Origin of the sequence: Dyadobacter luticola (genome assembly GCF_005860805.1) — a bacterium.
Classification (GTDB): domain Bacteria; phylum Bacteroidota; class Bacteroidia; order Cytophagales; family Spirosomataceae; genus Dyadobacter; species Dyadobacter luticola.
Genome location: NZ_VCEJ01000008.1, coordinates 491,075 through 504,349, shown reverse-complemented (window position 1 = coordinate 504,349; position 13,275 = coordinate 491,075). Strand labels below are relative to the sequence as shown.

At 48.9% G+C, this 13,275-nt stretch carries 11 protein-coding genes; 3 read left to right on the top strand and 8 right to left on the bottom strand.

Translation table 11 applies throughout. The features are described from left to right. Window positions 1–23 precede the first annotated feature (23 nt). On the bottom strand, window positions 24–1,463 hold the full coding sequence (locus tag FEN17_RS26050) for an ArnT family glycosyltransferase (RefSeq protein WP_138368334.1): 1,440 nt from the start codon (window positions 1,461–1,463) through the stop codon (window positions 24–26). Between the two features lie 256 nt (window positions 1,464–1,719). On the opposite strand from FEN17_RS26050, the gene FEN17_RS26045 reads away from it, so the two are divergent. Genes FEN17_RS26045 through FEN17_RS26035 form a run of 3 tightly spaced genes read left to right on the top strand, consistent with a single transcriptional unit; the run spans window position 1,720 to window position 6,010 of the window. Further along, a complete protein-coding gene (locus tag FEN17_RS26045; RefSeq protein ID WP_138368333.1) occupies window positions 1,720–3,003 on the top strand; it encodes an amidohydrolase/deacetylase family metallohydrolase in 1,284 nt (427 codons plus the stop codon). 39 nt (window positions 3,004–3,042) lie between these two features. Further along, the gene (locus FEN17_RS26040; protein WP_229208999.1) at window positions 3,043–4,245 is read left to right on the top strand and encodes an amidohydrolase/deacetylase family metallohydrolase; all 1,203 of its coding nucleotides are present in this window, start codon (window positions 3,043–3,045) and stop codon (window positions 4,243–4,245) included. 4 nt (window positions 4,246–4,249) lie between these two features. After that, window positions 4,250–6,010, top strand: a complete 1,761-nt coding sequence (locus tag FEN17_RS26035) for a PQQ-dependent sugar dehydrogenase (protein WP_138368331.1) — start codon at window positions 4,250–4,252, stop codon at window positions 6,008–6,010. Here FEN17_RS26035 and FEN17_RS26030 read toward each other — a convergent pair whose 3' ends face one another. From FEN17_RS26030 to FEN17_RS26000, 7 genes are all read right to left on the bottom strand, one after another. Next, window positions 6,011–6,907 (bottom strand): carbon-nitrogen hydrolase family protein, encoded by an 897-nt coding sequence (locus FEN17_RS26030; RefSeq protein WP_138368330.1) that lies wholly within the window; start codon window positions 6,905–6,907, stop codon window positions 6,011–6,013. It abuts the gene before it with no gap. Window positions 6,908–6,932: 25 nt separating this feature from the next. After that, window positions 6,933–7,532 carry a GNAT family N-acetyltransferase gene (locus FEN17_RS26025; protein WP_138368329.1) on the bottom strand — a complete coding sequence of 200 codons (600 nt, stop codon included), beginning with the start codon at window positions 7,530–7,532 and terminating at the stop codon, window positions 6,933–6,935. Then, complete coding sequence (locus FEN17_RS26020; RefSeq protein WP_138368328.1) at window positions 7,532–7,939, bottom strand: nuclear transport factor 2 family protein; 408 nt, start codon at window positions 7,937–7,939, stop codon at window positions 7,532–7,534. Before FEN17_RS26020 ends, FEN17_RS26025 begins: the two co-directional genes overlap by 1 nt. 24 nt (window positions 7,940–7,963) lie before the next feature. Continuing rightward, window positions 7,964–9,940: an ArnT family glycosyltransferase gene (locus tag FEN17_RS26015; protein WP_138368327.1), complete on the bottom strand. Its 1,977-nt coding sequence runs from the start codon at window positions 9,938–9,940 to the stop codon at window positions 7,964–7,966. A 95-nt stretch (window positions 9,941–10,035) separates the two neighbouring features. Next, on the bottom strand, window positions 10,036–11,052 hold the full coding sequence (locus FEN17_RS26010; RefSeq protein ID WP_138368326.1) for an ABC transporter ATP-binding protein: 1,017 nt from the start codon (window positions 11,050–11,052) through the stop codon (window positions 10,036–10,038). Next, window positions 11,049–12,101: a FecCD family ABC transporter permease gene (locus FEN17_RS26005; RefSeq protein ID WP_138368325.1), complete on the bottom strand. Its 1,053-nt coding sequence runs from the start codon at window positions 12,099–12,101 to the stop codon at window positions 11,049–11,051. Before FEN17_RS26005 ends, FEN17_RS26010 begins: the two co-directional genes overlap by 4 nt. Further along, the gene (locus tag FEN17_RS26000) at window positions 12,101–13,258 is read right to left on the bottom strand and encodes an ABC transporter substrate-binding protein (RefSeq protein ID WP_138368324.1); all 1,158 of its coding nucleotides are present in this window, start codon (window positions 13,256–13,258) and stop codon (window positions 12,101–12,103) included. Before FEN17_RS26000 ends, FEN17_RS26005 begins: the two co-directional genes overlap by 1 nt. Window positions 13,259–13,275: the final 17 nt, after the last annotated feature.

Sequence of the window (13,275 nt, the reverse complement as noted above, 5' to 3'; positions counted from 1 at the left end):
CTCTGCGTTTTAGGCATGTTAAGCTACTTTTTAACGCCCAACTTTGCGCCGTGGACCAGATCGATAATCTCGAAATGTTGTGTTGCGGCGATGGAATCCAGCATTTTGTGCTGGTGGTTGAAGAAGAAATATTTCGTTTCAGTCGGATTGAAGGCGACTGAAAGTCGGGCGTAGCGCTGGTAGGTGCTATGCAGGCCGGATTCCGTATTGATGTCTTCGGTTACGTAAATTTTGGATCTTTCGGGGACGTGCTTTTTGAGGGCTTGCGCAATTTCGTAAGTGCGGTCGAAATCCGGATGCAGAAGTTTGAAGATCATTCCGGCCAGCAAAATCACAGATAATCCTGTAAAAACGACTTTTATGCGGCTTGTGAAATTGCCCGCGAACGTCAGCAGCATTTCCACGCACCAGGCTGCAAAGAAGAATCCAACAAAAGGCAGCGCGGGCATCAGGTAATAATCGGCTTGTTTGACGCTGACCATCATAGGCAAAATGCCAGAAAGTGCAGTGAGCAAAACGAGCATTCTGACCTGCATTGCATGATTGGAAACAGGTGCAGATCGTTTTGAATAAAATCTGAAAAAGTAGAAGCCCGCCACGAACAGCAAGTGGGGTATAATGTTGACAAATAGTATTTTAAGTAAATAAAAATGTGCCGTCCAATCTTTCGCAACCCGCTCTCGTTTTTGCATGATGGCCAGCATTACCTGGCCCTGAAAGTAATTTTTAAGGAAAAACAAGGCTGGTTCGTACATTAAAAGCAGGGTAAGTAACAGTCCGAAAGAAGCCAATGTCGTCAGCAATCCCTTGACACCAATCCCATAAAATCTTTTGCCAAAAACGACCATATAAATAACTGGGAAAGCCAGCGGGAACAACCCGACGGGGCCTTTGGTCAAAATGGCGAGGAGGACCATGGTGCCTGCCAGTATCCAGTAAAGAGGTTTGAATTTCGTTTCGGAAATGGCTTTTAACTGGAAATAAAAAGAAAGCATGCAAAACACTGCCATCGTGGTATCCAGGAGGTTTCCGGGGACGCTCCACCAAACAACCCGCAGGCTGTACCACATTAAAATCGGAAGCCACGCCTGCTGTTTGATTTCCAGGTTATTTTTAAATAACTCCCTCCAAATGAGGGCAATAACACCCACGCTGGCAAGCAGAATGATCAGGTTATAGAGGTTTTCAACAAGCGTAGTGTCACCCAAAACTTTGAAAAGCTGCGCCTGCAAACCGAACATTAAAGGCGGGTGTTCGCAGAAAAAAGCGCAGCGGTCATTGAAATTCATCCAGAAAGAATCGGCAAAATACGGCTCCCAGAAAGAGCCCAAACCCATCGCCATGTTCCTGGAAATAGCGGCGTAGGCAAGTCCGTCGACGAACAGGACGTGGTCGAGGGATCTGGGGATGAACGTCAGGCAAATGAAGCAAACTGTTAGTAACCAACCAAACGTACCCAACACAGTTGAGTAGCCTCTAATTCGTGGATTTTTCAACGGGAACGCAGTTTTTGCGGCAAATATCGTAAGTAACCGCAGGCGATAAAAGCCAGTAAATAAATACTGGCTTGTTAACACACGCTAAAATGTGTTATGGCCAGACTGCTGAATATCTGATCGCCGCGTGCTCGTGCACAATTTCTTTGGAGTAGCCGGATTTTTTCGTTAAAATCACATTCGAAAACAGCCAAGCGGCTTGTTATCCTAAACTCTTGATAAAATGCTTTTCCTAAAAAAACGACGCGCCGTGGGCGTGGCCCTGTTCGGCTGCCTGCTGGTTTTCCTTTCCGCCTCTCTTTCTTTTTCCCAAAATATCGACCTGCTGCTCAAAGGCGGTCACGTGATCGATCCTAAAAATAACCTTGACGCTGACCTGGACGTAGCAATTACCGCCGGGAAAATTATGCAGGTGGCGAAGGACATTCCGGCTTCTTCGGCAAAAAAAGTGGTGGATGTCAAAGGGTTATATGTAGCGCCCGGCTTCATTGATATGCACGTGCACGTTTTTTACGGCGTCACACCCGAATCCTACATTGCCAACGCCGCGACCAGCGTCGTGCCCGATGCTTTTTCGTTCCGGACAGGAGTTACTACCATGGTGGACGCAGGTTCATCGGGTTGGCGGAATTTCAAAACCTTTAAGGCTCAGACGATTGACAAATCGCAGACGCGCGTTCTGGCATTTCTCAACATTGTCGGCACAGGTATGGCGAGTCGGTTTGAGGAGCAGGACCTGACGGATATGAACCCGGCGATGGTTGCGAATATGATCAAAAGACTTTATCCGAATGTGATCGTCGGTATTAAATCAGCGCATTTCTGGGGCGATTATTCGCAGGTGCAGAAGGCTGTGGAAGCTGGAAAACTGGCCGACGCGCCTGTTATGGTGGATTTTGGCGAACATAAACCGCCGCTCTCGATTGAAAAACTGTTCAAGGAATACCTGCGTCCCGGCGATATTTTCACGCATACTTACGCCCACGGCCCTACCGAGCGCGAAACGGTGGTGGATGAAAATGGCAAGGTGAAACCTTTTGTGGTGGAAATGCAGCAAAAAGGCTTGGTTTTTGACGTAGGTCATGGCGGCGGCGCATTCGCGTGGCGGCAGGCGATACCTTCCATGCAGCAGGGTTTTAAGGCGAATGTGATCAGCACCGACCTCCATACCGACAGCATGAATGGTGGAATGAAAGGTCTGGATAACTTGATTTCCAAATTTTTGAACATGGGAATGACGCTGCCCGACGCCATTTTGCGGGTGACCTGGAACCCGGCACAAGTCATCAAACGTACCGATTTGGGCAGCTTAACAGTTGGTTCAGAGGCGGATGTGACGGTTTTCAATGTGCGGAAAGGCGATTTTGGTTTTATCGATACCCGCCGGTTGAAAATGAAAGGGGACAAAAAACTGGAAGCTGAACTGACCTTGCGCGCCGGAAAAATCATGTGGGATTTGAATGGTATCGCCTCCGCAGACTGGCAAAGTGAGTTGAATTCTAAATAAGGTTTAAGGATGGGGCGATTTCAAATTTTGCTTTTTACAGTGCTACTGCACCTGTTTTCTACAGGGCCCGCATTTGCGCAAAAATCCGATCTGCTGATCAGAAACGGCCACGTCATTGACCCTGCAAATCAAATAGATAAGGTTCAGGATATCTTGATTGATAAAGGTAAAATCGTGAAAGTCGGCCACCCACTCTCCGATTCTGCCTCAAAAATCATCGACGTGAAAGGCCTCTACATTACCCCCGGATTTATTGATACCCACACCCACGTTTTCGTCGGACCCGAGGCCGGACTTTTTGCGAATGGTGTAAATAGTGTTTCGCCTGATGATTTTACTTTTAAATCCGGCGTCACGACGGTGGTGGATGCGGGTACTTCCGGCTGGCGCAGTTTTCCGCTATTTAAAAAACAGGTAATCGACCAGTCAAAAACGCGGATCCTGGCTTTTCTGAACATTTCTGGCGAGGGAATGACGGGTGCAGACCGGGAGCAAAACCTGGATGACATGAATGTGGATTCGACTGCCGCTTTGATTTTAAAATATCCTGAGAACATTGTCGGCGTGAAAATCGGGCACTTTAACGGCAAGGATTGGACGCCTTTTGACCGGGCGGTTTCGGCGGCTTCCAAAACCAAAAAACCGTTGTTCGTCGAATGTCATTTACCAGAATATCCGCTGGAATATCAGCTCGCAAAAATGCGTCCCGGGGATATGATCACGCATTCCTTTGAAAATATCAAAGAGAGAACTCCAATAGTAGGGCCGGACGGGAAAGTGAAGCTTTTTGTACTGGAAGCCAAAAAACGCGGTATCCTTTTCGATCTTGGGCACGGTGGCGCGGGTTTTTGGTTCGACCAGGCGATGCCGGCGGTGAAACAAGGTTTTTATCCCAATTCTTTCGGTACTGATCTCCATCGGTTTAGCATGAATTCGGGCATGAAAGATATGGCGAATGTCATGTCCAAATTCATGGCGCTGGGACTTTCGCTGGAACAGGTGGTGCAGATCGCTACATCAAACCCTGCGAAGGCGATTGGGCATGAAGAGCTAGGAAATTTAAAAGCGGGAAATGTGGCCGATCTGGCCATTTTCCGGGTGCGGGATGGGGAGTTTGGATTTACGGATTCTGCCGGGAACAGTATTACCGGTTCTAAAAAGCTGGAAGTGGAAATGACGGTCCGCGACGGGAAAATTGTGTGGGATTTGAATGGTTTGGGCGCAAAAAAGCAGAAACAATAGTTTTATGAATTTTTATAAAAAGACAAAGAATGTAGTCAAAACAGCAGGCGTTTTTGGCCTACTAACCATTTTGATCATTGCCGCAAGAACCCCGGAAGACAAACTCCCGGCCGGCGACCCGGATAATGGCGGACTGGCTATCCCCGACGGTTTTCAGGCATTGGTGGTGGCGGACAGCACGGGCCAGGCGCGGCACATTACGGTGCGGGATAACGGTGACATCTACATTAAGCTGCGGTATTTTGGCAAAGGCCAGGGCGGCGGGACGGTAGCCATGCGGGACACGACGGGCGACGGCAAAGCAGATATCATTCAAAACTTTGGTACTTACAAGGATCAGAGCAGTTTGGCAAATGGCATTATCATTCACAATGGTTACCTCTATTACAGTTCCTCGCTGGTGGTTTACCGCAGCAAGCTGATTCCGGGACAACTTTTACCCGAAGAAAAATACGAAACCATCCTCACCGACGACCACGAGCACGGCACGCATTGGCACATTACCAAGCCGATGGCTTTTGATAATCAGGGAAATATGTACGTGCCTTTCGGCGCGCCTTCGGATGCTTGCCAGGATATGGTGAATTCGCCGGGCGGAAAGCCGGGAAGTCCAGGGATTACGCCTTGCCCTGATCTGGAGAAACATGGGGGTATCTGGAAATTCAACGCGGATAAGCTGGACCAAACACAAAAAGACGGTACCCTGTTTGCGACCGGCCTACGCAGCATTCTTGGCTTGCGGTGGAATACCAATGATCAGAATTTATATGCCGTCGTGCACGGGCGTGACAATTTGCACCGGCTTTTTCCAGAACAATTTTCGTCCTGGCAAAGCGCGGTTCTGCCAGCGGAGGAATTTGTGAAAGTAACGCAGGGCACCAATCTCGGTTGGCCGTACTATTATTTTGACCAGATGAAAGGCAAAAAAATGCTGAACCCGGAGTACGGCGGCGATGGTAAAAAAGAAGGCGAAGGCACGAAATACCAGAATCCAATTATCGGTTTTCCAGGTCACTGGGCACCGAATGACCTCTTTTTTTATACCGGCGACCAGTTTCCGGCACGTTACAAAAACGGTGCATTCATCGCATTTCACGGTTCTACCAACCGCGCGCCCTATCCGCAGGCGGGTTATTTTGTGTGTTTTGTACCTTGGGTAAATGGTAAATTTTCTGAAAAATGGGAGGTATTCGCCGACGGTTTTGCAGGGATGGACCCGCTGATCAATGTCAGTGACGCCAAAGCGCGGCCGATGGGACTGGCGCAGGGACCTGACGGTTCATTATATATTACCGATTCGCGGAAGGGGAAAGTCTGGCGGGTAATGTTCAAAGGCAACAAGAAAAACTTTGGCACAACCCAGCTGGCCGCCATGGAAAAACATAAGCTCAACTCCAACATTCGCACACCCGACGAGATCAATGATAACCTTGACAAAGAAACAAAAGTGGCCGGGCAGCGCATTTACAATACGTATTGCACGCCTTGTCACCAGCGAAACGGCCTCGGGGATGGAAGCCGCTTTCCGCCGCTTGTCAATTCCGAGTGGGTTACCGAGGATAAAAGAAGGCTGATCCAGGTGGTTGCAAACGGACTGCAAGGCGAGATTAAGGTTTTGGGAAAACCGTATAACGACCTGATGCCCAAACACGATTTTATCCCGCCCGGCGAAATGGCTCAGCTCCTGACATTCGTGCGCCAGCAGTTTGGCAATATGCCCGACCGGATTTCGGAAGACGATATAAAGCGGGTTTTGAAAAAATAATCAGAGCACTTTTTCAACAATGATAATCCCCTCGTTCAGACGGGAAATGATGCGCTGGTGGTCTTTAAAATTCAAAACCTGCCCGTCGTTTCTTACACGGTCAATTTCTGATAGGTCGAGATCCTGGACCAGCCAGCCAGCTTGCTGCGGTTCCATGGCGGCAATAATGCCTTCTTCGGGCATACCGTGATCAGGTGTGCCGTAAAACGCGGCGTAACCGTAATTGAGATCGACGGCGGGTGACCATTCGGCATCGCCGACCGTTTGCGAAACAACGGTATACGCCTGATTTTCAAGCGCCCGGGCACGTGCGCCAATGTGTACACGCGTGCAGCCGCGAATGGTTTCAGTGCAGCTGGGGACGAGGATCAATGTGGCGCCGGCCTCGCATAAAAGCTGCGAGCCGATACCGAATTCCACATCATAGCAGATCTGGATCCCGAATTTTCCCCAGTACGTTTCGAAAATAGTCAACGCTTTCCGGCCGCTCTGGATGCCCCATTCTTCGTTTTCAAACCGGGTCATGAAGAATTTATCCTGGTAACCCATCAGCCCATTTGGAGAAAAAACATAGGCCCTGTTCAGCTTTTCGCCGTTTTCGACAATCGGAATGGTGGGCGCCACGATCACTACCTCATATTTTTTTGCAAAAATCTCGAAGACCATGCAAAATTCCGATTTGATCGAATCCAGTGAAAAAATCTGGTTTTGAAGATCGCCCCGGATTTCTTCCGAAAAGATGCTGACAAGTTCCATAGAACCGTATTCCGGGAAGAGCAGCAGTTTTGCCCCCTTTTCTACGGCATCGGCCACCCAGCGCTCGGTATGTTGTTTCCAGGCAGAAAAGCCGACGTGTTCGGTAATCGGGTACTGTGCTGACGCAATGGTTAAAATCATTGTGGGTTAATGCTCGAAAGTGGGTTTATTCTCGTAATTTTTTAATCCAGAAAATCATCTTTTTGGCGGTAGATACTTTGTCGCCGACATCGGGCCAGGACATATAAGTCTGTAATTCCGGTTCTTCATGATAACCCCTCTTTGTCCAAAAGGCATTGTTTGACCGATAATCCGCAGGTTTTAGCGGATGATTCTCCCCCCGATCAACAGAACAGAAACAAGAGGTCTCAAAATTCCCGAAAGTGCGGGCATGTGCCTCGCGTTCATCAAAAAAACGGTGTCCCAGCCCTAAACCACGGTATTCCCGCAGCAAAATGCTTTCTCCAAAGTAAAAAACGGTACTGATATCATACCCAGCGTCTTCGAAAGGCCGGCGGACCTCCGCAGATTCGTCCGCCAGCGGCAGACAGGTAGTTGCGCCCACCATCCTGTCGCCATCATATACCGAAAACAGCAGCGATTTTGAAGATGCCGTGTAAACCGTCAGGTATTCCTTTTCATACGCAACCGAGCCTTCGTATAAATAGGGATAATCACGAAAAACGGCGATACGCAGCCCAGCCAGATCATTTACAACCGCACCTATCTCCTCCCCGCGCGCCCACAAAAATCGGAGTTCAGCCATTATTTTGTCTTTGAAACCAGGTCGATCCATAGCGGGAGGTTATAGTAAGTGGTCACGCGGCTGATCCGCCCCTCTTTCACTTCCAGAAATGCCCCGGCCGGGAGTACATAAGGTTGTCCGTGCGCTTCCGGCATACCTGGTTCGCCTTTTTTATAAACACCATTTACAACAAACTCCGCAGCTACCCGCTTGCCCGAAGGTTCGGAAAAAAGCACCATATCGGTCAGATGTTCCTCGTAGGATTCATCCATTTTTTGTAAAAACTCCGTGAATTTGTCGGCGCCGATACGTACATCTCCCTGGTTGGCCTCGTGGCGCACTTCCGGGTCGAGCAGCGTGAGCATTCCCTTCCAGTTTCTTTGGTTAAAGCATTGATAATAAAGTCGTACAGTTTCTAATGCTGTCATGACGGTGAATTTTAGGTTAAAAATTTATTGCAGGGGTATATACAGCCACTTTCCATCCACAATGCGCCGTGCAAAATAGACTTTACGGTGGTAACTGAATTTTTCTCCTTCATAATGTTCAGCCAGAATGATGTCGGGCTGGAAATTGGATTTTTCCAAAATTTTAGACGGGTTTCTGACCGCCACGTGCCCGAATGTTCGTCCGGGCTTTTGGAGTAAATACTGATACGCATAATCGTAGCTATGTTCTTCAAAATCAAACCCGATTTTTTGCGGATGCAGCGCATTTACTTCTGCTCTTACTTTCTCTGCATCCCGCCAGTATTCACCCCAAAAAGCTTCCAGTGGACTGATCATCAGCGCACTTCGTTGTTTCAGGTTTACATTCCCTTCAATGTTAATATGCAGGTTTAATGCGGAGTTGATCGGTGGAAAAACTTCTTCAAAAAACCATTTGGTAGAAAGCAAAGGATGACTGGCACTGAGCAGCGCAAAAGGCAATGCTGCCAGCCACAAAATCAGTATCAGTACTTTGGAAAAAAGAGTAGAAAAAAGTGCGCCATAGACCACGCCGATCACCGGCGAATACAACAGAAAAAACGGAATGTGCAGCCGGGAGCCGTAGGTTTGATAGGCGATAAAAAAACAGAATGTCAGAAAAGCGAGCAGTGTGAGTGCCAGGTAGATTTTGATAGCACGCGATATACGGGCGACAAAAAGCAGAGGTATACTGAAAATCACCAGCCAGGCAGAGAGGAAGTTATGTGCGAAATCCTCGTTGAAATTCAACCGGTTCATCTTGAACGCCATCCCGGTGCCCGGATCATTCAGCGGCGCGCCGATCAGGTGATGGAAATGGTCAAGCTGTGTTTCGAGGAAATGGTTGTAGCGATCTCCCGGCGAAATAAAGCCCAAATGCAGGAAAACGTGTTTCGAAACGGACGACAGATAGCTGCCACCGCCTGAAAAATGCGTCTTGTTCCCCTGGCTCATCCGCCCGATCGGCGTCCCGAACACCTGATAAGTTCGGTACCAAAACGGTCCGTTGAGTAAAATCATCACAAAAACAGCCGCCACCGCAGCCCCACCCAAAGGTTTCCACAGGCCTTTTGAAACCATGAAAATGAGCAGAAAAAGCCCGAAAGGAAGTACGAAAAATGCGAAGGTACCTTTGGTCATCATCCCTAGACCTACGGTGGGAACCAGCAAAAAGAGTGAAACCGGATCCTGTTTTTTTATATAATCAAAAACAAAAAAAGCTGTGGCGAGGATAAAAAAGCTCACCACAATGTCATTCTGCGTGGTCATGGATTCCAAAATCGCGATTGGTAAAGTACCTGCAAAGAGGAGGGCGATGCGTAATGCGGACCTGGAATTGGAAAAAAGCTGCACAAGCATGGAAACAAACCCAAGAATACCGACCAGGCAAAGCCACTGCAAAAGCTGAAAAAATCGCCAGCTGCCGGCGAGCAAAAAAGTATGCAAATGCACATATTCCGAAAACGGGCTGAAAGAAATTGACCGCTCGATGTGCGTGGCATAATGTGCAACATTCTTATTCTGCACCCAGTAACCTAGCCGGCTAAGGTGATAACTCAGTGAATCAAGGTTGTTCGGCGTAGTCATGACGGCGACCGTCAATGTAATGCAGGAAAGTATTAGAAGCAGGATCGTCGTGAACGCGCCCAGCTCTTTGAAGAAAGTTTTTGACGAAATTAACCAGTATGAAACGATTTTGCGGAAGTTGCTGCCGACACGTTTTGTAATTCGAAAATAGGTTGCTGCTAATGCCAGGTCCAGTAAAAACCAGCTTCCCTGGACAGCCCAGTCGGTGATCAGATCCAGCGCGCCGAGCAGTTCTGTACTTGCGGCGATAAAGAAAAAGTTAGCGATCGCCGCCGTCAACAGCGAGCGGCGGAAGGTTTGCCGGGTGCCTTTAAAGATTGTTAAGTAGCAAATGGCGGTGCTCAGCCACATTGCTATCGGAATCAAAAAAATCATGAAGGGTAACTGTTGGCTAATTTTTATATGTCCAAAACTAACCAATTCGGACGAAACGCGAGGCTTTAATTCACCGGAAGGCGACAATCATATACTTAAAATTGCCTCAGCGTATGTAGCAGATCTTCGATGGAATTCACCGTTTGTGTTTTGTCAAAACCCTCAATTTCCCACGACAGCACCGCATTCTCACTCATCGCCCTTATTTTCAAATGGCTGTTTGCTATGATCGCTAATGTAAAACCCGCCCTTTTCAAAGCCCTTTTTGTCCAGGAAACCAGCAGCTCGTCGCCTTCCAGGTATACGGTCAGCGGTCCCGATTGTTTGTTCACATGAAACGTCCCCGACATTTTGTCAAAGGAAAAACCAGCCTTCAAAAATGCCGATTCGAAAGAACCATTGAGCACCAGATCTTCTGGCACACCGGCGGAAACTTCACCGTCATGTTTCAAAAGCCATAGATAATCCGCGGTTTGGAGGGCCAGATCGAGTTCGTGCGTGCTCAGTAAAATCGCCTTTCCGGTTGTTCTCGCCAAGTCATGCAGCAAGTTCATCATTTCGATGCGGTTGGGCAGGTCGAGGTGGGCGGTGGGTTCATCGAGCAGGATCAGGTCCGTATCCTGGGCCAGGGCGCGGGCTACCATTACTTTTTGCCTCTCGCCGTCACTAAGCTGATGTGCACGTTTTTCCAGCAAGTCTTCCACGTGGGTCAGCGACACCGCCTCATCGATTTTTTCACGGTCCTGGACATTTAAAATGCCCAGCCAGCCGGTGTAGGGAGTTCTTCCCAAGGTGATAATTTCCCTTGCGGTCAGGTTTCCGACTTCGATTCTTTCAGTTAAAACAAGACTTAGTTTTCTGGCTAATTCTTCGGGTGGAAGTTCAGCCAGCAATTTCTGTCCAATCTTAATGTTACCATCCAATGCAGGCTGCAAACCGGCCAAAGTGCGCATTAACGTAGATTTCCCGGAACCGTTTGAACCCAGCAGACAAACGAGGTTCCCCGGGTGCAATGCAAGATTTAAGTTACTGGAAATAACTTTGGTGAGTCCTTTTGAACGATAACCGATGGTTAGCTGCTCGGTAGCGAGATATGGCTGGACTCCGGTCATGAAAAGGACGAGCGAATGTTGTTGCGGCTGATAATCACCCAGATGACAATCGGCGCGCCGAGCAGGGAAGTCACCACATTGATGGGTACGACGGTTTGCGCGCCGGGAAGCTGGGCAATGATATCGCACGCCAGCATTAATACGGCGCCTGTGAGACACGTAGCCGGGACGAGTATGCGGTGGTTGGCGGTGCCGAGCAGCGAGCGGGTAATGTGCGGGATGGCGATGCCGACAAAACCGATCGGGCCGCAAAATGCGGTGATACTGCCGGTGAGGATGCTGGTGCTGGCCATGATAATCAGTCGCGCTTTGCCGACGGATAACCCCATGCTCCGGGCGTAATTTTCGCCCAAAAGCATTGCATTCAGCGACTTGGAAGCAGCAAAAGCCAATGTTAATCCAAACAAAACAACGCCGGACAAAACGTACAAATGATAATTGGTGACGCCACTCAGCGAGCCGAATGTCCACATGATGTACTCCTGCAACTGCTCGGGCGCACTGAAATATTGCCAGATACTGATCACGGAAAGTGTGATGGTCCCGATCATGACACCTACGATCAGCAGAATAACATTGTCCCTGATCCGCCCGGCGATGGCCAGAATCAAAACCATCACGAGCGCCGACCCGAGCGACGACATTCCGACGATCAGCCAGCTTCCCGAAATTCCTAACTGGCTGATTGCGTACATACTGGCGCTGCTTCCGCCTGCCAGCATCACCGCCGCTACGCCGAGTCCTGCGCCTGCCGTGATACCCAGCTCCGAAGGCCCGGCCAACGGGTTACGGAATAATGTCTGCATGAGCAAACCGCTGACGGACAGTCCGCAACCTGCGAGAATAGCAGTGAATGCCTTGGGTAACCTGATTTTTTCAATGATAAAAAGCCAGGCGGTATTTTCTGATTTTTGAAAAAACAGAATGTTGAAAACTTCGCGGATAGGGATCCGGACCGAGCCCAGCATAATGTCCAGCACAAAGAAAAAGACGGCGAAAATGGCGAGACCAACCAGAATGCGGCTTTTGCTATTTTCCTGTTCGGCCATTATTGGAGCTTTTTGTAATATACCAGCTGATGCTCAGGCAGTATTTCGGGATGGAATATTTTGATCAGATCGGCCAGGACAATATGCGGATTAACAGTCCCCGACTCGAAAAAATCGTTGGAGCCCTGCTCGTTCACTTTGTTATTGTAGCTGAAAATGTTGCCCGATTTGAATGCTTTAAAATCGGAATATCGGGAATCCTGCGCCAAAATGCTTTGGCGGGTGTCATTTTTATCAAAACCCACATTGACCCAGCTGTCGGCCTCCAAGGCAAAAGGGTACACCGCCTCGAAGTTCATCGGCAGGCTTCCGGCGGCTTTGTTGTTTTTCCAATGATAATCCGCGCCGGCATCGGCGAAGAATTTGGCCATATAACTATCGCCGCTGGGCAAAAACCAGGCGTCCTTGGTATTCAATCCCGAAAGTACGGTAGGCTTTTTCGCACTCGCCGCCGCCAGTTTGGCAAGCCGGTCGTACTCCCGCTCGATTTCCCCAAACTTTTCATTTACCAGTTTCTCCTGATTGAGCAGCGCCGCCACCAGTTTCACCCACTCAGCCCGCGCGAGTGGTGTTTTTTCAATCCACTCGGAGTTAACAAGTACGGGAATGTTTGCCTGTTTGAGTGTCTGATAGTGATCCGTTTTGCTACCCGGACTACCCACGGTCATCACCACGCCGGGATTCATTTCAACCAGTTTTTCCTCATTCAATCCCTGGTCGCGCCCCACTTCCGAAATCTTACCGACTTTGATGCGCGCAATGACTTTCGGCGAATACACATATTGCAGATTCCCGAGCCCGGTCAGCACATTCTCCGCCCCCAGCATTTCAAAAAGCCCGATATGCATGGAAGACATCGCTACTGCACTTTTGAGAGGAATATTAATAATCTGCGCATTTTCGTAACCTGCCGGCCGCGGCGCGCCCTTTTCAAGCAGGATATATTTCAATGTATCCGTCCCGGAAGATACAATGCTGGCAATTTTGTAGTCTTTAAAATATTGAATAGAAAAACCCTGAGCGTGTTTGATTTCAACTTTGTCTTGATAGTTGCTGTCGCTGGCTTGTGATTTTTCGGTGGTGTGTGCTGCTTTTTCTCGGTTGCAGGAGAAGGTGAGGGTGAGTAAAAGAGGAAGTAGTAGGTGTCTGGTAAGCATTGAATAGAATTTGACTG

What these genes read in the sequence shown, in the direction of transcription:
- FEN17_RS26045 (WP_138368333.1), top strand. Translation starts at nt 1,720, where the DNA reads ATGCTTTTCCTAAAAAAACGACGCGCCGTGGGCGTGGCCCTGTTCGGC.
- FEN17_RS26035 (WP_138368331.1), top strand. Translation starts at nt 4,250, where the DNA reads ATGAATTTTTATAAAAAGACAAAGAATGTAGTCAAAACAGCAGGCGTT.
- FEN17_RS26030 (WP_138368330.1), bottom strand. Translation starts at nt 6,907, where the DNA reads ATGATTTTAACCATTGCGTCAGCACAGTACCCGATTACCGAACACGTC.
- FEN17_RS26025 (WP_138368329.1), bottom strand. Translation starts at nt 7,532, where the DNA reads ATGGCTGAACTCCGATTTTTGTGGGCGCGCGGGGAGGAGATAGGTGCG.
- FEN17_RS26020 (WP_138368328.1), bottom strand. Translation starts at nt 7,939, where the DNA reads ATGACAGCATTAGAAACTGTACGACTTTATTATCAATGCTTTAACCAA.
- FEN17_RS26015 (WP_138368327.1), bottom strand. Translation starts at nt 9,940, where the DNA reads ATGATTTTTTTGATTCCGATAGCAATGTGGCTGAGCACCGCCATTTGC.
- FEN17_RS26010 (WP_138368326.1), bottom strand. Translation starts at nt 11,052, where the DNA reads ATGACCGGAGTCCAGCCATATCTCGCTACCGAGCAGCTAACCATCGGT.
- FEN17_RS26005 (WP_138368325.1), bottom strand. Translation starts at nt 12,101, where the DNA reads ATGGCCGAACAGGAAAATAGCAAAAGCCGCATTCTGGTTGGTCTCGCC.
- FEN17_RS26000 (WP_138368324.1), bottom strand. Translation starts at nt 13,258, where the DNA reads ATGCTTACCAGACACCTACTACTTCCTCTTTTACTCACCCTCACCTTC.